This window comes from Agriterribacter sp. (assembly GCF_035497235.1).
Taxonomy (GTDB): Bacteria; Bacteroidota; Bacteroidia; order Chitinophagales; family Chitinophagaceae; genus Agriterribacter.
The window spans coordinates 1-21,755 of the sequence record NZ_DATJEB010000033.1 but is presented as its reverse complement, the minus strand read 5'-3'; the positions used below and the strand labels follow the sequence as shown (position 1 = coordinate 21,755).

The 21,755-nt window shown below is 42.6% G+C and carries 18 protein-coding genes and 1 riboswitch; of the genes, 5 read left to right on the top strand and 13 right to left on the bottom strand.

Translation table 11 applies throughout. The annotated features are described in order from the left end of the window. Window positions 1-33: 33 nt before the first annotated feature. From VL121_RS09810 to VL121_RS09800, 3 genes are read right to left on the bottom strand one after another with little or no spacing between them, the layout of a single operon-like run. Window positions 34-1,200, bottom strand: a complete 1,167-nt coding sequence (locus VL121_RS09810) for a PQQ-dependent sugar dehydrogenase (RefSeq protein ID WP_325404694.1) — start codon at window positions 1,198-1,200, stop codon at window positions 34-36. 46 nt (window positions 1,201-1,246) lie between these two features. Further along, window positions 1,247-2,050: an SMP-30/gluconolactonase/LRE family protein gene (locus VL121_RS09805; RefSeq protein WP_325404692.1), complete on the bottom strand. Its 804-nt coding sequence runs from the start codon at window positions 2,048-2,050 to the stop codon at window positions 1,247-1,249. A 34-nt stretch (window positions 2,051-2,084) separates the two neighbouring features. Further along, a complete protein-coding gene (locus VL121_RS09800; RefSeq protein ID WP_325404690.1) occupies window positions 2,085-2,945 on the bottom strand; it encodes a DUF4440 domain-containing protein in 861 nt (286 codons plus the stop codon). A 155-nt stretch (window positions 2,946-3,100) separates the two neighbouring features. On the opposite strand from VL121_RS09800, the gene VL121_RS09795 reads away from it, so the two are divergent. After that, window positions 3,101-3,997, top strand: a complete 897-nt coding sequence (locus VL121_RS09795; RefSeq protein ID WP_325404688.1) for a helix-turn-helix domain-containing protein — start codon at window positions 3,101-3,103, stop codon at window positions 3,995-3,997. 173 nt (window positions 3,998-4,170) lie between these two features. Here VL121_RS09795 and VL121_RS09790 read toward each other — a convergent pair whose 3' ends face one another. Next, window positions 4,171-4,509, bottom strand: coding sequence for a hypothetical protein (locus VL121_RS09790; RefSeq protein WP_325404686.1), 339 nt, complete (start codon window positions 4,507-4,509; stop codon window positions 4,171-4,173). A 408-nt stretch (window positions 4,510-4,917) separates the two neighbouring features. Next, window positions 4,918-5,204: riboswitch (cobalamin riboswitch) on the top strand. A 124-nt stretch (window positions 5,205-5,328) separates the two neighbouring features. Between VL121_RS09790 and VL121_RS09785 the strand changes: the two genes are divergently transcribed. Continuing rightward, window positions 5,329-6,297, top strand: coding sequence for a ribonucleoside-diphosphate reductase small subunit (locus tag VL121_RS09785; RefSeq protein ID WP_325404684.1), 969 nt, complete (start codon window positions 5,329-5,331; stop codon window positions 6,295-6,297). Between the two features lie 188 nt (window positions 6,298-6,485). Beyond that, window positions 6,486-8,864: a ribonucleoside-diphosphate reductase subunit alpha gene (locus tag VL121_RS09780; protein ID WP_325404682.1), complete on the top strand. Its 2,379-nt coding sequence runs from the start codon at window positions 6,486-6,488 to the stop codon at window positions 8,862-8,864. A 171-nt stretch (window positions 8,865-9,035) separates the two neighbouring features. On the opposite strand, the gene VL121_RS09775 is transcribed toward VL121_RS09780, so the two are convergent. The 6 genes from VL121_RS09775 to VL121_RS09755 form a co-directional block, all read right to left on the bottom strand. Beyond that, window positions 9,036-9,758, bottom strand: coding sequence for an RluA family pseudouridine synthase (locus tag VL121_RS09775; protein ID WP_325404680.1), 723 nt, complete (start codon window positions 9,756-9,758; stop codon window positions 9,036-9,038). 6 nt (window positions 9,759-9,764) lie between these two features. Further along, a complete protein-coding gene (locus VL121_RS09770; protein WP_325404678.1) occupies window positions 9,765-11,081 on the bottom strand; it encodes a pseudouridine synthase in 1,317 nt (438 codons plus the stop codon). Between the two features lie 75 nt (window positions 11,082-11,156). Beyond that, window positions 11,157-11,492, bottom strand: a complete 336-nt coding sequence (locus VL121_RS21695; protein ID WP_414635412.1) for a type II toxin-antitoxin system VapC family toxin — start codon at window positions 11,490-11,492, stop codon at window positions 11,157-11,159. Next, window positions 11,492-11,695 carry a type II toxin-antitoxin system VapB family antitoxin gene (gene vapB, locus VL121_RS09765; RefSeq protein WP_325404676.1) on the bottom strand — a complete coding sequence of 68 codons (204 nt, stop codon included), beginning with the start codon at window positions 11,693-11,695 and terminating at the stop codon, window positions 11,492-11,494. Before vapB ends, VL121_RS21695 begins: the two co-directional genes overlap by 1 nt. Window positions 11,696-11,727: 32 nt before the next feature. Further along, complete coding sequence (gene rlmN / locus VL121_RS09760; protein ID WP_325404673.1) at window positions 11,728-12,780, bottom strand: dual-specificity RNA methyltransferase RlmN; 1,053 nt, start codon at window positions 12,778-12,780, stop codon at window positions 11,728-11,730. 21 nt (window positions 12,781-12,801) lie between these two features. Then, the gene (locus VL121_RS09755; protein ID WP_325404671.1) at window positions 12,802-14,055 is read right to left on the bottom strand and encodes a sterol desaturase family protein; all 1,254 of its coding nucleotides are present in this window, start codon (window positions 14,053-14,055) and stop codon (window positions 12,802-12,804) included. Window positions 14,056-14,121: 66 nt separating this feature from the next. Here VL121_RS09755 and VL121_RS09750 point away from each other — a divergent pair, with 66 nt between their 5' ends. Beyond that, complete coding sequence (locus VL121_RS09750) at window positions 14,122-16,068, top strand: LTA synthase family protein (RefSeq protein WP_325404669.1); 1,947 nt, start codon at window positions 14,122-14,124, stop codon at window positions 16,066-16,068. A 97-nt stretch (window positions 16,069-16,165) separates the two neighbouring features. Here VL121_RS09750 and VL121_RS09745 read toward each other — a convergent pair whose 3' ends face one another. Genes VL121_RS09745 through VL121_RS09735 form a run of 3 tightly spaced genes read right to left on the bottom strand, consistent with a single transcriptional unit; the run spans window position 16,166 to window position 20,642 of the window. After that, window positions 16,166-18,121 carry a methylmalonyl-CoA mutase family protein gene (locus VL121_RS09745; protein ID WP_325404667.1) on the bottom strand — a complete coding sequence of 652 codons (1,956 nt, stop codon included), beginning with the start codon at window positions 18,119-18,121 and terminating at the stop codon, window positions 16,166-16,168. Window positions 18,122-18,127: 6 nt separating this feature from the next. Continuing rightward, window positions 18,128-19,222: a PDDEXK nuclease domain-containing protein gene (locus VL121_RS09740; protein ID WP_325404665.1), complete on the bottom strand. Its 1,095-nt coding sequence runs from the start codon at window positions 19,220-19,222 to the stop codon at window positions 18,128-18,130. Then, the gene (locus VL121_RS09735) at window positions 19,206-20,642 is read right to left on the bottom strand and encodes a cobalamin-dependent protein (protein WP_325404663.1); all 1,437 of its coding nucleotides are present in this window, start codon (window positions 20,640-20,642) and stop codon (window positions 19,206-19,208) included. The genes VL121_RS09740 and VL121_RS09735 overlap by 17 nt, the downstream gene beginning before the upstream one ends. 134 nt (window positions 20,643-20,776) lie before the next feature. Between VL121_RS09735 and VL121_RS09730 the strand changes: the two genes are divergently transcribed. Beyond that, window positions 20,777-21,637 (top strand): fumarylacetoacetate hydrolase family protein, encoded by an 861-nt coding sequence (locus VL121_RS09730; protein ID WP_325404661.1) that lies wholly within the window; start codon window positions 20,777-20,779, stop codon window positions 21,635-21,637. The last annotated feature ends 118 nt before the right edge of the window (window positions 21,638-21,755 follow it).

Here is a 21,755-nt window from a genome sequence, read left to right as displayed (position 1 = left end):
AGTGTTTCTTGTTTCCAGGGTAGTCCTTGCAACTTACTTCTTATATGAAATCCGGTAAATTACTCCGGCTGCATCGTCTGAAACAAGCATGGACCCATCTGTGAGAATGAGTACATCAACCGGCCGTCCCCAGGATACCTGGGTATCTTCATTCAGCCAGCCGGTTGCGAATGGTTCATATCCTTTGGCTTTGCCGTTTTCAATGGTAACAAGACTTACCCTGTAACCGCTTTTTTTTGTGCGGTTCCATGAGCCATGTTCTGCAAGAAAGATTTGATTCTTATACTTAGCAGGGAAAATCGTTCCCATATAAAATTTGAGACCAAGTGCAGCTACATGCGGGCCAAGGTTTATCGCGGGTTTAGTAAATTCTGAGGCAGTATGAGTACCCCCAAACTCAGGGTCTTTGATAGTGCCACTATGGAAATAGGGGTAACCAAAATTCATCCCGGCTTTTGGCGCTGTGTTCAACTCATCAAATGGAATATCATCGCCCATCACGTCCCTGCCATTATCTGTGAACCATAACTCATGGGTGGCAGGATGCCAGGTGAACCCAACAGTATTGCGTATTCCGCTTGCGAATTTTTGAAACCCGGTTCCATCATCATTCATTCTAAATAAGGATGCATATTGTGCGGTAGGTTGGCCAATGTTAAATGGAGCGCCAACCGGTACGTACAGCTTGCCATCAGGCCCAAAGGCAATGTATTTCCATCCATGAGGCCAATCTGTTGGAAATTTATCATAAATAATTATGCCCTTGCCAGGATTAGCAAGGTTTTGTTCGATGTTGGCAAATTTGGTGACTTTGCTTATTTCAGCAACAAACAAGGCGCCACTTTTAACAGCTACGCCATTAGGGTTATTAAGCCCTGATGCAATAGTCCATTTCTTGTCTGCTATTTTATCACCATTAGTATCCTTTACTGCATAAACTTTTCCCGATCTCTGGGTTCCTACAAATAGTGTTCCGGAAGGAGACATCACCATGGAACGGGCGCCTTCAACTTCGGCATACACAGTGATGGAAAAACCTGGAGGTAATTTTATCTTACTCAAAGGAAGTTGAGCGCTTTTGCCGGTAATGGCAGCAACTGAACCATCGCCCTTTATTTGTGAGAACGCAATTTCACTTGTACTACTAAGAAAAACCAGGCCTAATAAGACGATGAAAGGTTTACACTGTATCTTTTTCATAATGATTTAATATTAACTCACTAAATGATGCGCTAAAATTGAGCGCTTATTTTACTTTGTATGCGATGATACGATTTGTACCAAATGAGGGAACGTAAAGGATTTTTGTTTTACTGTTGTAACTAATATCGTTTGACATGATGTGATTTGCACGGGTATCCAACAGAAGCTGTTTTGTTCCATCAGCCTGTACATAGTATAAAATGCCCTTGTAGTTGCTAATTATAAATTCATTTTCCGCGATCATCACAATGCCGTCAAGCCCGTTTTCAAAGCCATCTGCAATTTTCGTAATTACTTTATTGGCATCTGCTTTCCGGAAGCTTGTTGAAGTCAAAACATACAAGTCTTTATTTACCGTTAACAGTCCATTTGCCCCTGGCATGTCTTCAAGATAGACAATAGGCTTTTCATCCTCAATTCTATAAACTTTCCCTGCCCGTGTATCGCTTACGTAAATAACTCCTTTTGCATCCATTGCTACGTCATTCAACATCTGCGCACCTTTAATAGGAATACGTTTTACAATTGATGCTTTATCAACATCAATAACAGCAATTGCTGATGTTTCTGCTGTGTAAAGTAAGCCGTTAAATAAAGCCGCCCCTTTATTTGAATTAAGACCCGTTACCCAGTCTTTTTTAATGAGCTTTCCATTGTTGTCCATCCGAACAATAGTACCCGAACCCATACTGGATATATAGAGAGCGTTTGATATTGAATCATAAAGTACAGATTCAGGGTTTTGTAATATAAGAGAGTCGGATTCCCATATTTTTTCCAAACTGTGTTGTGCAAATGATGTTAGATAAATCAACATCCCGATAACTGATATTAAAAACTGTTTCATACAATAAGCATTTATAAGTTAGTGCTGCCAATTATCATTGCTTCACTTTAACTGGTCGCATCAGGCGTGAGAATGTAAGTGAGCCCATCTTCCATTTGCCGTTTTCTTTAATATAAACTTCGGTTACCATAAAAGGGTTGGTAACGGTATTGCCACCAACCACTGCTTCCAGATCAATATCGTTTAGTAGTATGGCAGTGTTGCCAAACATGTTCACTGTAACTGAGTACACTTCCGCTTTCTTATACCAGATGCCTCCGCTTTTAATGACATCAAGTTCCCGGGTTTTTCCCCAGCTTCCTCCCATGTGAACAAACATGGATTTTTCATCAAACAGCACATTTAAAGAATCCACATTTTTGTCTGCCATCCAATCCCATTTCTGTTTTGAGAGATTTTTGATTTCCTCTTCTTCATTTGTGCTATTTTCTGCAGGCGGATTTATGCTATTATATTCTGCATCGGTTACCCTCTTTCCCCATATTGTTTTTCCTTTTTGTGTGGGTGTAACTGCCAGGTAGGCGAAGCTGCTTTTTGGGGCTGATGCATGCCAGTGTTCCACCCCCGGCGAGCACTTGATAACATCACCTTTATGGATTATTTGTATAGGTTTACCTTTTTCCTGGTAATAGCCGGAGCCTTCGGTAATCAGCAGAACCTGTCCGGCCGGGTGAATATGCCAATCTAATTTTGAGCCGGGTGCATAGGTTGCAACATCTACATTGAAATTAAAAATATTGTCTGCATGACTTAAAATACTAAGCCAGATCCTTCCGGTATAGTTATCCGTGTTTTTTGCAATTTCTCCTTTTGGAAAAATTGTTGTCTCCTGTGCTGTTGCGCTGGTTGTAACAGCGGCTAACAAAACAATGGTGAGATAAAATATTCGTTTCATGGTTTCCTCCTTTATTTATACTGCAAATTTCAGTACTAAAATCCAGCGTAATGGTATATGGATTACTGCTTTTACTACCATTATTACTGATTGAGCTGTATCTGTGCATGAAGTTGTGTTGGAGTAATTAAATTTGTGTAGAAAAAATAGCAACTATGGAACAGGCATATCATTTCGATACAATAGGCCAATACAATGAATTTAATAACCACGCAACATTGCATCCGCTGGTCAGTATTGTTGATTTTTCAAAGGCGAAAGAAAGAACAGGCTCCCGAATGACGTTTGGACTTTACTGTATTTTTCTTAAAGATGTGAAATGCGGAAATTTAAAGTATGGATGTGGTTATTATGATTACCAGGAGGGAACATTGGTCTTTGTTTCTCCCGGCCAGGTTATTGATGTGGAGAATAAGGTGGATTACTATCAACCTATGGGACACGGTTTGGTCTTTCATCCGGATTTGATAAAAGGCACAGCACTTGCAAAGAGCATAAATGAGTACAGCTTTTTTGGCTACAGCACCAATGAGGCATTACACCTTTCAGAAAAAGAGCGGAAAATTGTTTTCGATTGTTTTGCCAAGATTGAATATGAATTAGGCCAATCGGTTGACAAGCATAGCAAAAAGCTGATCGTTTCTAATATTGAACTGTTCCTGAATTATTGTGAACGTTTTTATGACCGCCAGTTTATAACCAGGGAAAATGTGAATAAAGGAATTTTAGAAAAATTTGAAAATTTATTGAACGGTTATTTTTCTTCAGACAAACCTCATGGCATTGGTTTGCCGTCCGTTGCTTACTGTGCCAAGGAGCTACATTTGTCGGCAAACTATTTTGGTGATCTGATCAAAAAAGAAACGGGGAAATCGTCACAGGAATATATTCAGAACAAAATTATGGATGTTGCTAAAAACAAGGTTTTTGATACGGATAAAACCATCAGCGAAATTGCTTATGATTTAGGGTTTAAATATCCGCAGCATTTTACAAGGCTGTTTAAACAAAAAACAGGGGTGACACCTAATGCATACAGGAACTTGAATTAAATTTATGGATCATTAAAAAGCCTGCTGAAACAATTCGTTTGGAACAATTATGGCATCATCATCGTAATATTTGGTATTACAGCCACAAAATTAGTAACGCTGTTTGTTCTGTAAAACCCGGCAAAAGTGACCCCCCCCTGCGCCATTTTAAAATGACCCCCTGAAAAAATTTTTCAAAAGGGTGCAAAAAAGGCCTCTTCATGTGCATTAATAGCCGTAAGGGTATTAAAGGGATAATCCGAGAACTGAACGAATTTCATTCTCGATCTGGAAAGCATCATCACAAAAAAATGAATACGCTTGCGGCAGTCTTCAGTACCCCGGAGAATATGATGACCAAAATCGGCCTGTGCCTGCTGTCCGTATGGAAGTTCCTCCACAACAAAATACTGCCGGCCCACTTCTTCCAGGGGAATATTATACTTCTGACGCAGGGCTATCACAAAATTGTAAACCGTCTTAGGCGCAATATGCAAAAAATCCGGATGATACTCCTTGAGCCAGTCATGCATTTGAGCAGCGCCTTACCAGTTGCAGTAAAGCTTAATCCATTCTTATTAATCGTTGAACTTCATGATACATGATCCAGCCTCCTATCGTTTTTTTATCCATGCTTTTCTGCCTGTTTTTATGGCAGCGTAAAGCTGGATTTTTTAATGATGGATCATGCATCCTTATTTGCCGAAATTGTACATTGCTATTTACTGAAGTTGTACATTCTTATTTACCGAAACTGTATATTACTATTTACCGATTACAGATGCCCAAAACTTCTTTTAATCGCACCATAGTGGAATTGAAAATCCCTTGCCACCGCATGAAGGGGAGAGGCCCGGCCGAACAATGTTCAGTCGGGCGGGGATGAGGTTGTTTTGCACATCTGTTGATAAGTCTTTTTATAAACCGATTATTTCGTTTCTATATTTGATGCCCGCATTGGTTCAAATACAAAATTATTTTGTAGCAGATTAAAAGGGAAACCGGTGTAAATCCGGTGCTATCCCCGTAGCTGTAAGGTTTGTGAGTTGTGGATATGCAGTAGTTCGTATGTATTTACGCACTACTCACCCCATCCGAACGGTCTTCAACCGGGCGGACATTCACCACTCACTTGCTGAATCTTCATACCACTGTGGCGCCCGGGCGCCACGGGAAGGTGTTCAGCAGTAAACCAAGCCAGAAGACCTGCCAGGCGGAACGTTCACTATTTGCTTTCGGAGGAAAAGCAAGGGTGGGTCAGGCATCTTTATCGCTATCTGTAATCTTGTCTTTTCCTGCCTTCTCTTTCGTTAGCCATGTTATTTTATTTTTCATTTTTAAACGAATGGTACATGGAAACAGAACTATTACTGAAAGAAAACAAAGACAGGTTTGTTATTCTGCCTATCAACTATCCCAAAGTATGGGAAATGTATAAGAAACATGAAGCCAGCTTTTGGACAGCAGAGGAAATAGATCTCAGCGGCGACCTGCAGCATTGGGCTAACCTGAATGACGGCGAACGACATTTTATTTCACATGTGCTGGCCTTCTTTGCTGCCAGCGATGGTATAGTGAATGAAAACCTGGCGGTGAATTTCATGAGCGAAGTGCAGTTGCCGGAAGCACGCTGCTTTTACGGATTCCAGATCATGATGGAAAATATTCATTCGGAAACCTATGCGCTGCTGATTGATACCTATATAAAAGACCCCGTGGAAAAAGACCGCTTATTTCATGCCATAGAAACAATACCGGCAGTGAAACGTAAAGCGGAATGGGCATTGCGCTGGATTGAGCATGGAAGCTTTGCGGAACGGCTGGTGGCCTTTGCCGCGGTAGAAGGCATATTTTTCAGCGGTAGCTTCTGCTCGCTCTTCTGGCTGAAAAAGAGAGGCTTAATGCCCGGGCTTACTTTCAGCAATGAATTGATAAGCCGTGATGAAGGACTGCACTGCGAATTCGCCTGCCAGTTGTACAGTATGCTCAATAATAAACTGCCGCAGGAAATGGTGCATGATATTATTAAGGATGCGGTAGAGATAGAAAAAGAATTTATAACGGAAGCCCTGCCGGCTGCCCTTATTGGCATGAATGCTAAACTGATGCAGCAGTACATTGAATTTGTGGCCGACCGCTGGCTGGCTGAACTGGGATATACTAAAATATTTAATGCAGCCAATCCCTTTGATTTTATGGAGATGATATCATTAGAAGGGAAAACCAATTTCTTTGAAAAACGTGTGGGCGATTACCAGAAGTCTGGCGTGCTGGGCGCAGGCAAAGAGGTGCAGGCATTTAGTTTGGAAGAAGATTTTTAGGACATGAGAAGTGAAATGCGAGAAAGAGGCTCCGGTGAAAAGCATTTGTAAAATTGGCACAATCAGTTCTTAATTCCTGCTTTGCACCATTAACCAAAATGGTTGAAAGTACGTAGAACCTGCATTTCTCTTTCACCTCTGTCTTTTCACTTTTTACATTAAAATAGTAACTCATTAAAATACATCTCATGCAGGTAATAAAAAGAAACGGAAAAAGAGAATCCGTGAAATTTGATAAAATAACAGCCCGTATTGAAAAGCTATGCTACGGGTTAGACAGGCGTTTTGTAAATTCCATTGATGTTGCTAAAAAAGTGATTGAAGGATTATACGATGGCGTTACCACCACGGAATTAGACAACCTGGCTGCGGAAACAGCCGCTTCCCTCACGGTAAAACATCCCGATTATGCATTGCTTGCCAGCCGTATTGCAGTAAGCAACCTGCATAAAAATACAACCAAGTCGTTTTCGCACACTATGCAGTTCTTGTATAATTGCCGGGATACGAAAGCAGACAAGCTGGTTCCTCTTATTGCAGATGATGTATGGGAGGTGATACATACGCATGCCGATCTGCTTGATTCTACTATTATTTATGACCGGGATTATGGATTTGATTATTTCGGTTTTAAAACACTGGAGAAATCTTACCTGCTGCGCATAAACGGTAAGGTGGTGGAACGTCCGCAACATATGTATATGCGCGTGGCTATTGGTATACATAAAGATGATATTGAAAGCGCTGTTAAAACCTATCATTTAATGAGCGAACGCTGGTTCACGCATGCCACGCCAACGCTTTTTAATGCGGGAACACCAAAGCCGCAAATGTCGTCCTGCTTTTTATTAACGATGAAAGAAGATAGTATTGATGGCATTTACGATACACTGAAGCAAACGGCAAAAATTTCCCAGAGTGCCGGTGGAATCGGATTGTCTATTCATCATATAAGGGCTACCGGCAGCTATATTGGCGGCACCAACGGAACCAGCAATGGCATTATTCCCATGCTCCGCGTGTTTAATGATACGGCCCGTTATGTAGACCAGGGCGGGGGTAAGCGAAAAGGGGCTTTTGCTATTTATCTTGAACCCTGGCATGCGGATGTATTTGAATTTTTGGATCTTCGGAAAAACCATGGTAAAGAAGAGATGCGGGCAAGAGATTTATTTTATGCCTTATGGATACCCGATTTATTTATGAAAAGGGTGGAAGCTAATGAAGCCTGGAGTTTATTCTGTCCGCATGAAGCGCCGGGGCTGCATGAATGCTGGGGAGAAGCTTTTGAAAGTTTGTATGAACAATATGAAAAGGAGGGAAGGGCAAGAAAAACGGTGAAGGCGCAGGACCTGTGGTTTGCGGTGCTGGATGCTCAAATTGAAACCGGCACGCCTTACTTGTTATACAAAGACGCCGCTAACAGAAAGTCGAACCAGCAAAACCTGGGTACTATCAAAAGTTCCAATTTGTGTACCGAAATATTAGAATACACTTCGCCCGGCGAAATAGCGGTGTGTAACCTGGCTTCCCTGGCCTTGCCAAGATTTGTGAATAACGGCGTATTTGATCATAACAAACTATATGAGGTTACTTACGAGGTAACCAAAAACCTGAACAGGATCATTGATCATAATTATTACCCTGTTGAAGAAGCCAGGAATTCAAATATGCGGCATCGTCCTGTAGGACTGGGCGTGCAGGGGTTGGCCGATGTATTTATTTTGTTGCGCCTGCCGTTCGAATGCGAAGAAGCCCGGAAGCTGAACACTGAAATATTTGAAACGATTTATTTTGCCGCCATGACGGCCAGTAAAGACCTCGCTAAAGTACAGGGACCTTATGAAACATTTGCAGGCTCGCCCGTATCAAAAGGCATATTTCAGTTTGACATGTGGGGTGTGGAACCTACGATGCGCTGGGATTGGTTCAGGCTTAAAGATGAAGTAATAAAACATGGGGTGCGCAACTCATTGCTGCTCGCGCCCATGCCTACCGCATCTACCTCGCAGATATTGGGTAATAACGAATGTTTTGAACCGTATACTTCCAATATTTATGTGCGGCGTGTTTTAAGCGGTGAATTTGTAGTGGTGAATAAACATTTGCTGAAAGACCTGGTAGCGCTGAATTTGTGGAACGATGATATGAAAAACAAGATCATCATGCATAATGGGTCTGTTCAAAAAATTGATGAGATACCTGATCATACCAGGGAAATTTATAAAACGGTATGGGAGATCAAGCAACGCACTATTATTGATATGGCGGCCGACAGGGGCGCTTATATCTGCCAGTCGCAATCGCTGAATTTGTTTGTTGACAACCCCAATGCCGGCAAGCTTACCTCAATGCATTTTTATGCATGGAAAAAGGGATTGAAAACAGGTATGTATTACCTGCGTACAAAAGCTGCTTCACAAGCCGTTCAATTTACAGTAGAAAAGCAGGGAGGCAAAATGGCGGAACCGTTAATGACTACAGTAGACGCGCAGGGAATTAACGAAAGCGAAACAACTGGACCGTCATGCAGTATGGAAGAAGGTTGCGTAACCTGCAGCGCTTAATATTTTTGATGTAAAGCCGTTTGCAGAGCCTGATCCCGCTCGTGCGCAACGAGATGTGGGGGAGAAGAGAAAAGTGAGAGGTGAAAGATGGAGCCTTCATCCTATTGTTAGTAGTTACTCAACTGATAGCTAATAGCTGAAAGCTCAAAGCTGTAAAGTTTTCTTTTCGCCTCAGCTTTTCCATTTTCTTAACTGTTGCAGGAAGGCGCGCATGTCTTTTGGAAGCGGTGCTTCAAGCGAACGCTTTTGCTTTTTAGCATCGGTGAATTGCAATTTTTCAGCATGAAGCGCTAAGCGGTTAAACAAAGGTTTTTCTTCATCCTCTTTTTTTGAAAGATTGAATTTTCTTTTAATGGAAGATAGTAAAACCGGTTCACCATTTCCATACAAAGGGTCACATACTATAGGGTGGCCAACCTGTTTCATGTGTACCCGTATCTGGTGCGTGCGCCCGGTGTGTATGCGGAACTGCATCAATGAAAAATTACCAAAACTTTCTATGAGGGTATAATCTGTAAGTGCATGTTTGCCTTTTTTATTGGTAACCATCAGCCCCCTTTTTACAGGGTGCTCCATAATAGCTGCATCAACCGACCCGCTTTCGGCCGAAGGAACGCCGTGTACCAGCCCGGTATAATATTTTTCTACCTCTCTGCCTTCAAACAGTTTCGATAAAAACTTATGGCTGATCTCATCTTTGGCAAATACAATAACGCCGCTGGTATCTTTATCCAAGCGGTGTACCGTCCATATTTGCCCGTATCGTTGCTGCAACAATTGTTTCAGGGCAATTTCCTTTCCTTCCCTGTCGGGTACCGACAATAAGCCAGACGGTTTGTTGACCGCCACGATAGCCTCATCTTCAAAAATAATTTCCGGTTTTAGTTTTTGCACAGCAGATCAGGAAGTTTTTTTGTTACCGAAAGAAGTATTCAGGTGCTTTAATAAGCGGATCTCTTTTTCCGTCAGCAGGCGCCACTTGCCCCTGTCCACATTTTTTTTGGTGAAGATGCCATACATCACCCTGTCCAGGTTTTTTACTTTAAATCCCATGTGTTCAAAAATGCGTCTTACGATCCTGTTTTTTCCACTATGAATTTCTATGCCCACAATGCTTTTATCTTTTGCATCGGCGTAAGCTATGGCGTCCGGCTGAATAAACCCGTCTTCCAGGGTAATGCCACTGGCAATTTTGTCTAATTGCTGTTTGGTAACGGGCTTGTCTACGTGCACTTCGTAAATTTTCTTTACTTCATATTTCGGATGCGTAAGGCGCTGGGCCAATTCGCCGTCATTAGTAATAAGCAGTACGCCGGTAGTATTCCGGTCTAACCGCCCTACCGGGAATACCCTTTCCGTAGTTGCCCGCTTCACCAGGTCCATTACCGTTTTACGTCCTTCGGGATCATCGGTGGTGGTAATATAATCCTTGGGTTTATTAAGCAGGATGTATACCAGGTTTTTTTGGATGGCTATTTTTTTGCCATTTACTTTAATGCTGTCGCTTTGACTCACCCTGAAAGGCGGCTCCTTAATAACCTGGTTGTTTACGATCACCTTCCCGGCTTTAATCAGACCTGCCGCTTCACGTCTGCCACAAACCCCGCTCCATGCTATAAATTTATTTAATGGCATTTCATCTTTACCCGTATCGTTTGGCAAAGGTTGCTTATTACCGGGTATAGATTTTTGCGACGTCTGTACCGTTTTTTTATGGATGGGTTTTGCTGTATGGTCTGTGCTGTCGCGGCGGCCGTTGTCACGCTGCCGTACGCCATCTTTTTTTAAGCCGGGCTTATGCTTTATAGCTTCGACTCTGCTACCCGTTGTACGCGCCCCGGAACGCTTAGTTTGTGGCGGGTCGTTTTTCCTTTCCGCTGTCCGCCTTCCTGTATCTTCCTTCCTGTAACCTGTATCCTGCTCCCTGGATATTTTACCCCACTCTTCTTTTTCATTTTTTTTACCCCCTGTCCCCTGTCCCCTGGAACTCACGCCCTGCCCTCCTGTAACCTGTGTCTTGTATCCTGCAACCTGTTCCCTGTAACTTGTTCCCTGTTCCCTGTTCCCCGTTCTTCTTTCCCGGGCTAATTTTTTTTGTTCATCAAAGTATGCGTTTTTCTCCGCCCTGATCTTCTTTTTCTCCTGGCGTATTCTTTCTTTTTTCTTCGCGCCGCTCTCTACTTTGTTGATGAATTTATCGAAAGGTTTTCTGCTCATAAAATGACTTAAATATCAAACGAATTTATTACCAAATAACATTAGATGTATACTTCTCAAAAATGCCATCTTTTGTCACAATAACGAAATTTTCCGCAATTGCCTGAGAAAGTATAAGCCTGTCAAATGGATATCTATGATGTGTGGTAGAATCAGTAACTGTCTTAGGTGTTTGAACTGAATAGGAAGTATTTCTATATTATTATTGTTTAATAATTCAGGAATAATATCAAAGGGGCGATTCAGTTTTAGTTTATCCAATGAAAATTTAATTGCTAATTCCCAAAGAGATGCTATACTTAAAAAGCATCTGTTGCCGGTGTCTTCTATTTCATGCTTTGCCCTGCTGCTGATTTGTTCATCATTTTCAGCAAACCATAAAAATGAATGTGTATCCAACAGGATGTCCATTATTGATAATCTTTAAAATCTTCAAGCGGATCATCAAATCCTTCTTTGATAATAAACATACCTTTTGCAAAACCTGCTTTGCGTGTTTTAATTAAAGCGTTTCCACTTTCATCCTTCAGTTTTAAATACTCAATAAAATTTTCTACTTCTTTTTGGATATTTTTGGGGAGGGATTCAATTTTTTTGATAAGATCACTTTTCATGTCTGCCTCTTTTTATAAATGTAACTAAAAAATCAATGCCCTTGTTTATTTGCTAATTGTCCGCAGGCCGCGTCAATATCTTTTCCCCTGCTTCTTCTCAGCCTTGCATTCACCCTGTTCTTTTCAAGATACTGCATGAAATTTTCAGTAGTGGCTTCATCGGGCTTTGAGAAACTGGCGAGGTCTATAGGATTATATTCAATAATGTTTACCAGGTCGGCGGGAACCTGCCGGTATACTTTTACCAGCTCGTCCGCATCCTGCAGCGCGTCATTAAAATCCTTGAAAAGAATATATTCGAGTGTAATTTCATTGTGGGTTTGCTTATAAAAATAATTCAACGCATCTATCAGCGATTTGATGTTGTTGGTATCATTAATAGGCATGATCTCATGCCGTTTTTTATCATTAGCCGCATGCAAAGAAAGCGCCAGCTTAAATTTTACCTGGTCGTCTCCCAGTTGCCTGATCATTTTTGCTACGCCTGCGGTAGAAACGGTAATTCGTCTTGCGCTCATCCCCAGCCCATCGGGAGATGAAATACGTTCGATAGCTTTTAATACGTTTTTATAATTGAGCAGTGGCTCGCCCATTCCCATAAAAACAATATTGCTCAATTTCTTTTGATATGTTTTTTCCGCCTGCTGAAGAATCAATACCACTTCATCATAGATCTCGTCAAAGTTGAGGTTGCGTTTCCGGTCCATATAGCCGGTAGCGCAAAATTTGCAGCTCAGGCTACAGCCAATCTGTGAAGATACGCAGGCCGTTTGCCTTGATTCGGTAGGAATAAGTACCCCTTCCACCAGGTGTCCGTCAACCGTTTTAAAACGGCTTTTGATAGTGCCATCCGCCGAAAACTGGGAGGCGTCCAAAGTTAAGGCCGGCAAAATAAAGGCTTCACTTAGCCTGGTTCTCAATGATTTACTTAAATTGGTCATCTCCTCAAAGCGATGGGCATGTTTTTGCCAGAGCCATTCATATACCTGGTTAGCCCTGAATTTCTTATCACCCGCTTTTTCGAAATATTGCTGTATTTCTTCCAGACTTAAATCACGAATATTTGGTTTTTTTGCCGGTTGCATCCCGCAAAGATATATAAAGGTTTACGGTTGATGAATTTGCTGCCGGTAAACAAGCCATGCGGTAATAAAAGTGGCTCCTGTAAAATAGACCATCAGCAGGGCATTAATAGCCGTATTACCATCTTCCGCTCCAAACCAACTGCCCTGCCGGTAGAGAATGAGCATGCCAAACATATTCTTCAGGCTTTCACATACCAGTGCGGAAGCATTCCCATCGGCCAAATCGGTAAAGGCATACACGTGCAGGAAGATAAATACACCGTAAATAAATAGGGCAGGACTGCCTATGGACGCGATGTGGGCAAATAAATACGATACAAAGATAAGCAGCACAACCAGTTGTACCCAACTCCAAACCTGCAATGCCGTTGAAGTGGCAGGATTGTATTTTTCAAAATGATATACATCTTCAATTTTGTATACCGGGTATTTTTCACTTACATCGGCAGGCCGCCAGCCGGTAGGCATTAACCATATACGCCATTTGTCTTCCAGTCTTTTGGTTCGCCAGGCGTCTTTAATGAGTAGCCAGAGGTGCTGGAAGTTAATTTTGATAGGATTCCACGTTTGTGCCGGCCGGGTAATGCCATATACGGGCGGAACATGCTTCAGTTCGGGCTGGTAAGTACCAAACCATTTGTCCCAGAAAATAAAGATCTGCCCATAGTTCTTATCTAAGTATTCCTTATTGATGGCATGGTGTACCCTGTGATGCGAAGGCGTAACAATGATGCTTTCTAAGAAACCCATTTTGCCGATATGCTGTGTATGGTACCAGAATTGGGCGAACAGTTGCAGGGGCGCCACTATGGCAATTACCTGTGCAGGCACGCCCAATAGCGCCGCGGGCAAAAGAAAAATAACAAATATGCTTACAATGCCCGAAATGCTCTGGCGCAGGGCGCAGGCTAAATTAAATTCCTCGCTACTGTGATGGATGATATGATTGTTCCAGAAAAAATTGTATTCGTGCGCAATGCGATGCGTCCAGTAACCCGAAAAATCCAGCGCAATAAAAGCGATAGCATAAGTAAGCGCAGTATTTTTTATGTGCACCAGCCACAGGTGATCATACATCCATTCATAGGAGATGACGATAATACTTAGTCCCAGCACATCTTTGGTAACATTGGTAACGCCGCTGCTCAGGCTGCTGAGCATATCCATATTGCACACCGTATCATTCCCCTTTTTCCAGCCGTACCATTTTTCAAACAATACCAGCATCAAAAACACCGGCATGGCAATCAGCAATATTTTTCCATACGTTTCCATTCTTTATTAGCGCTCTCTAAAGTTAGTATCATTTTAAAACTTCTGCACTAACGAATAACACTTAATTTGCAGACAAATACTTATTCAGGTAAAGCATTGGAGCGATTCATGGGCAACCTTTTATTAAACTGGCGGAAAACAACGCCTTTTTTATTTTTTTTGAGGTACTACCTTTTTTGGGTACTTATTTTTTTTCTGCAACGCCTTGTATTCGTATTGTATTACTACAGCCAGTTTAAAGAAGCCGGACCGGAGAAAATGCTACAGGCTTTTGTATATGGATTACGGCTTGACCTTTCTATGACCGGCTATTTTAGCGCTATTCCCCTGCTTTTATTCATTGCTCAGCAGTTTACCCAAACGTTGTTCTTTAAAAATACATTAAAAATATATACCTGGCTATTGCTTTTGATAACTACGCTTATTTCCGGTGGCGATCTGGGCATATATGAAAACTGGGGTGTAAAGCTCAATTACCGCGCCGTTTCCATGCTGGCTCACCCTGCCGAGGCTTTTGAAACCAGCAAATCCGCACCACTGCTGTTGCTATTGTTCATTATGCTGGCTGAGCTTGTTATTGCGGGCATTGCATACCGGCTGGTAGTAGCAAAAATGAAGATACCGGCAGGAAAATTATTAAGCCATGAAAAAATCGCCTATTCCATTCAGTTACTGCTGATACCTGCACTTATTTTTTTAAGTATCCGCGGCGGCTGGCAGCAAATACCGGTCAATGAAAGCGTGGCTTATTTCAGCGCTTACCCCGTTGTCAATCATGCTGCCGTAAATACGCCATGGCATCTCAGCAGCAGTCTCTTAAAGAACCGCCATAGCGGGCAAAAAAATATGTACAGCTACCTGCCCCCCGGTGAAGCGGCCGAACGGGTTAATCATTTATATCAAAAGTGCGGCGATGATTCAACCCGGTTTATATTAACACAACAAAGGCCTAACATTGTTTTTATTCAGTTGGAGAGCTTTACCGCCGATGTTATACAGGAACTTGGAGGAGATAGTGGGGTGGCGACTAACATAAGTAAGCTGATCAGGGAAGGGGTTTTATTTACCGGCATATACGCGAGTGGCGTACGTACCGACCAGGGCATTATAGCATTGCTGAGCGGGTTTCCTGCACAACCCCAAACCAATATTGTTAATCAGCCCGAGAAGATAGAGCACATGCCTTTTCTTTCACTTGCGCTTAAAAATGAAAATTATCATAACGCGTTTTATTATGGTGGCGAGCTGAGCTTCGGCCGTTTTAATGCCATTGCCCATCGTGCCGGCTTTGATCATATTGTGGGGTTAGAAGATTTTTCGGATGCGGGATTATTTAATAAATGGGGCGCCGATGATAAGAGTTTGCTGGATAAATATGTAGCGGAAATGCAGCGCCCTGCGCAACCCTTTTTCTCATACATCATTACGTCAAGCAGTCACGAGCCTTTTACTGTACCCATGCCCGCCGTTTTTGCAGGAGATTCCCATAATGAGCAGTTTAAAAATGCCTGCTATTTTACCGACCGTTCGCTGGGAAGCTTTTTTGAGGCGGTAAAGACAATGGATTGGTATAAAAACACCCTCTTTGTTTTGGTGGCAGATCATGGCCACCATCTGCCGAGAGACAGGAAGTTTAACGAACCCGCACGGTATCATATTCCGCTTATTTTTTTTGGCGATGTGCTGAAGGAAGCGTACCGCGGACAAAAGATCACCGGCATGGGTTCGCAAACCGACATCGCCACTACACTGCTTAAACAATTGCAGATAACGGATACCGCTTTTAAATGGGGAAATGATTTGCTGAATCCAAACAGGAAGCCCTTTGCGTTCTATACCTTCGATGACGGCTTTGCCTGGTTAACTGCAAAAGACACACTGATATTTGATAACCGGGCAAAGCGGCTTTTAATTCCTGTACATAAAAGTGCAGATGCAGCAATGAACGATAGTTTGCTTACTGATGGCAAGGCTTATATGCAGGTGTTGTATGATACTTTTTTAAACTATTAATACCGGCAGGGTGTATACAGCATGTTTTGGAACAGGCTTTGGAATGCTATAAGACATCGTTGTGTCACTCCCTTGTGCTGCAGATCTTTACTGCGCATTACATATTTCTCCTGTATTGACCGCCCACTTCAAATAATGCATGGGTAATTTGCCCGAGGCTGCAATACTTAACGGTATTCATTAGTACGGCAAACAGGTTTTCGCCGTTGCCTGCGGCTATCTTCAGCGCTTCCAGTTTTTCAGCCGCCTGCTCTTCATTTCGTTTTTGAAAGGCCCTGGTATTTTCGATTTGCTGTTCTTTTTCTTCTGTGGTGCTGCGGATTACTTCATCCGGCACAAGGGTGGGGCTGCCCTTCTTATTTAAAAAGGTATTTACGCCAACAACCGGGAGCTCACCCGAGTGTTTGAGGCTTTCGTAATGAAGGCTCTCTTCCTGTATTTTATTACGCTGGTACATTCTTTCCATGGCGCCCAATACACCACCCCTGTCTGATATGCGGTCAAATTCTGCAAGCACCGCTTCTTCCACCAGGTTGGTTAGGGCTTCAATAGCAAAGCTGCCCTGTATAAAGTTTTCCGTTTTAGCCGAGCCCAGTTCCCGGTTAATAATAAGCTGTATGGCCATAGCCCTCCGCACGCTTTCTTCGGTTGGTGTGGTAATGGCTTCATCGTATGCGTTGGTGTGTAATGAATTGCAATTGTCGTAAATGGCGTATAAAGCCTGTAACGTGGTGCGTATATCGTTAAAGTCAATTTCCTGCGCATGCAGGCTCCGTCCACTGGTTTGAATATGATATTTTAATTTCTGTGATCGTTCGTTGCCATGGTAAATGTATTTTATGGCTTTGGCCCATATTCTTCTTGCCACCCTGCCTATAACGCTGTATTCAGGATCCATGCCGTTACTAAAGAAAAAAGACAGGTTGGGGGCAAAGTTGTCAATAGGCATGCCACGGCTCAGGTAGTACTCTACATAAGTAAATCCGTTAGCGAGGGTAAATGCAAGCTGGGTAACGGGGTTGGCTCCCGCTTCCGCAATATGATATCCGCTAATGCTAACACTGTAAAAGTTGCGTACTTTATTTTCAATAAAAAATGCCTGCACATCACCCATCAGTTTTAAGGCAAACTCTGTAGAAAAGATGCAGGTATTTTGCGCCTGGTCTTCCTTTAATATATCTGCCTGTACGGTGCCGCGTACCTGCTGCAATGCTTCCGCCTTAATCTTTTCATATACATCGCGGGGTAATACCTCATCACCACTCAAACCCAGTAATTGTAATCCTAACCCGTTGTTGCCATCCGGTAACCTTTCGGGGGAAGAAGGATTATAGTATACAGGCGGCGGTTGATGCCCGTATTTCTTTTTTCTTACTTTCTCCACTTCCTGCCATAAACCTTTTTGTTCTATCCATTTTTCGCATTGCTGGTCAATGGCCGCATTCATAAAAAACGCAAGTACCACCGGAGCCGGACCATTAATGGTCATGCTCACGGAAGTGGAAGAATCGCACAGATCAAAGCCGCTGTATAGTTTTTTGGCATCGTCCACCGTTGCAATGCTAACGCCGGCATTCCCAATTTTACCGTAAATATCAGGACGGTATGCCGGGTCTTCACCATACAGGGTAACACTGTCAAAAGCGGTAGACAGCCGTTTTGCAGGCTGGCCGGCAGAAACATAATGGAAACGCTTGTTGGTACGCTCCGGGCCGCCTTCTCCGGCAAACATTCTGGTAGGATCTTCTCCCTGCCGTTTCAGTTCAAATACCCCGGAAGTATAGGGAAATTCACCGGGCACATTTTCCTGCATTTGCCATTGTACAATATCTCCCCAGTCTTTATAATTAGGCAAAACAACTTTTGGAATTTTTGTGCCGCTTAAAGACAGGGTATTGATTTCCTGCTTAATGGTTTTGCCGCGTACGGTATATTCAAAAAAATCTGCCTCGTATTTTTTTTGCAATTCCTTCCACTCTTCCAGCAATTGTTTTACTTCAGGATTTAATTTCCTTTCGAGTGCCTCGTATTGTTTTTGTAATATGGATTGCATGCGTTGTTATTGTTTTTTGGAGCGCTTGTTTTTACCTAAAAACTTCTTTATTTCATTTTGCAAAGCTTTTGCATCTGGCAATTTCCCCTTTAGTTGCCGGGGTAATGATTTGATAAAACGATAATCGCTTACGCCAATGGGATGATTGATATTGCTTAAAGCAAAATCAACTTCTACCTCGTCTTTTGAGCCGCATAATATTTTACCTATCGAAGAGTTATCAGTTGCCTGTTTCAAATGCTCATTAACAAAATTCAGATAGCCATTCATTTGGCCGGTATGAGCAAGTTCAAATCCTTCCATTTTTAATTCAATCACTACATAACTGCGCAATATTAAATGATAAAACAGCAGGTCAATGAAATGATCTTTTCTTCCAATTTTAAATTTTACCTGCCGCCCCACGAAAGCGAAACCTGCACCCAGTTCAATTAGAAATTCCTGTATGTGATTGATGAGTTGTGTTTCCAGTTCATGTTCTGTTATTTTTTCACCAAAGGCCAGAAAATTAAATATATACGGGGCTTTCAGTACCTGATTTGCCAGGTTGCTTTGAGGTTTGGGTAGTGTAAGATGAAAATTAGAATGTTTTTTATTTTTTTTCTGTCGTTGAAATAGATCTGTTTGTACCTGGTACTGCAGCACTGCCCTGCTCCAGTTATGCTCAATGGTTTTTTGTATATACCATAAGCGTGCTTCTTTGTCAAAAATTCTATCCAGCAAATACATATGATGCCCCCATGGAATGCTTACCAGATCAGGGTTCGACAGGAACCATTGCGTGTTGTTAAATTGGGCAGCAGGCTGCTGCCCAATTAGTAAATCGGGATATGTATTGGCAAATTGCCGCATATATTTCAGGCTTCTTGCCGAAAATCCCTGCAGGTCCGGAAACTGTTTCTGTAAATCTTTAGCCAGTTGTGGAATTATTTTTGCACCCCATCCTTCAACATCAACTTTCTGTGTCATTTGTTTACCCAGGTACCAATACAGCAATAGCATATGCTGGTTTACCTGCAAGACTGCCTGTAATTTTGAATTCTGGATATCCCTTTTTAATTCTACCAGCCATTCCCGGTATTGTTTAGTGGTGTTTTTCATTTTCAGGTAGTGTTTTTAATATTTGAATTACTCCGTTTAACTGGTAGAGTTGTGATGCAATATGGCTTTGTTCATTTACACGGGCATTGTAAGCACGCACACTGTCGCTGATCTCGCTGAGGTAACGAACGCGCCTTGCTGGTATAACAATGGCGTCCTGTCTTCCCTGCTCATCTCCCGAAACGCTTGCTGACAGTTTGCCCCATGACACACCTGTTTTTGCTTTTATTTTCTGTAGCAATAATTCAAAAAAATGATTTACCCTTTTATCATTAAATGTATTGGCACATATGCCCAGCACAGGTAATTCGTTATGAGCTGCTGTAAATAACAGGTGATTGCGTTTGTATTGTTTTCTTACATCGTTCAGCGCGTCTTCCGCACCTGCTTTATCAAATTTGTTGATCGCGATAATATCTGCGTAATCCAGCATATTGATTTTCTCTAATTGCGATGCCGCGCCATATTCCGGTGTCATTATATATACGCTCACATCGCAGTAATCTATGATGCTCACATCACTTTGGCCTACACCCGCCGTTTCAAGAATAATGCAATCATATCCTGCTGCTTTGCAAATGGCTATCGCATCTTTTGCCACCTTACTTATGGCTGTGTTGTCTTCCCGTGTTGCCAGGGAACGCATATACACGCGGGGACCGGAAACGGAATTCATTCTTATCCTGTCTCCCAGCAAAGCGCCGCCGGTTTTTCTCTTGCTGGGGTCAACCGAAATAACAGCAATGGTTTTATCGGCAAAAGCACCCAGGTAACGGCGTACAATTTCATCGGTTACAGATGATTTTCCGGCCCCGCCGGTTCCGGTAATACCAATAACAGGAATATCAGTCCGGTCAGAACCTTTTCTATACGCTAAAATAGTGGAATAGCTTTCCCCTTTTTCCGCCAGGGTAATCGCTCTTGCAACCTTCCTCGTATCCCTGTATTCACCTAACGGCAGGGCTTCAGTTTGGCTCCCGGGTACTTCAGTAACGGAGAAGCTGCAATGGGCCATTACGTCTTCTATCATGCCTTCCAGCCCCATTTTCCTTCCGTCATCAGGACTGTATATCCTGGTAATACCATAGTGATGCAGTTGCTCCGCTTCCTGCGGCAGGATGGTGCCGCCACCGCCGCCAAAAATTTTAATATGGCCACTGCCACTTTCATCAAGGAGGTCTTTAATGTATTTAAAAAACTCCATGTGCCCGCCCTGGTAACTGGTAAGCGCAATACCCTGCACATCTTCTTCAATGGCGCATTCCACAATTTCACGGGCCGACCGGTCGTGACCGAGATGGATAACTTCCGCGCCTTTACTTTGCAGTATGCGGCGCATGATATTGATGGCTGCATCGTGCCCGTCGAATAAACTGGCCGCTGTTACTATCCGTACTTTATTAGTTGATGGATTATTCATATTGGCTACTATTACGAATGCCTAAAATTAATCCAAATCCTAATGCTTGTTAGCTTTTCAACCGTTTGCGTAAAAAATGGTTTGGCATGAACAAAAAATGGAAGTAGTTTAGTCCACTCAAAAACAGATGATTTATGAAATTAATTCGCTTTGGAAAGTCAGGTAAAGAGCAACCCGGAATAGAATTGAAGAACGGTAAACGTATTGATGTTTCGGCTTTTGGAGAAGATTATACGGAAGATTTTTTTGCAACAGATGGCGCCAAACGCCTGGGCGAATGGCTGAAATCAAATGAAGCCTTATGCCCCGAAGTGAACAGCGCGGAAAGATTAGGCGCGCCATTGAGCCGTCCTTCGAAACTGATTTGCATTGGATTGAATTATTCTGATCATGCCGCTGAAAGTAATATGCAGTTGCCCGTTGAACCTATTATATTCTTTAAATCCACAACAGCGGTTTCCGGTCCAAACGATGATGTGGTTATACCGCGCAACAGTACCAAAACAGACTGGGAGGTGGAACTGGCTGTTGTTATAGGCAGGAAAGCATCTTATATTGAAGAAAAAGACGCCATGAACTATGTAGCGGGATATATGCTTCATAACGATTACAGTGAAAGAGCGTTTCAGTTAGAAAGAAGCGGGCAGTGGGTGAAGGGTAAAAGCTGCGATACCTTTGCGCCTGTGGGACCCTGGCTGGTAACCCCCGATGAAATTACTGATATTAATAATCTTCGTTTATGGCTAACCGTTAATGGTAAAACCATGCAGAACGGCAACAGTAAAAACCTGATCTTCAAAATACCTTTTTTAATTGCTTACCTCAGTGAATTTATGACCCTGCTGCCCGGCGATATTATTACTACGGGTACGCCGGCAGGAGTGGGATTAGGACAGAAGCCAATGCCCGTTTACCTGAAAGCCGGTGATGTGGTGGAACTGGGTATTGATGGTTTGGGCCAGGCAAAACAAACCCTGGTAGCCTGGAGCAGGTAATTGCCGCTAATTCTTTTAGGTTTAAAAGTTGAAAAATGAAACGATATTGCCTTGCCGTGGATCTGAAAGATGAGCCTGCTGTTATTGCCGAGTATAAAAAAATACACCAGAATATATG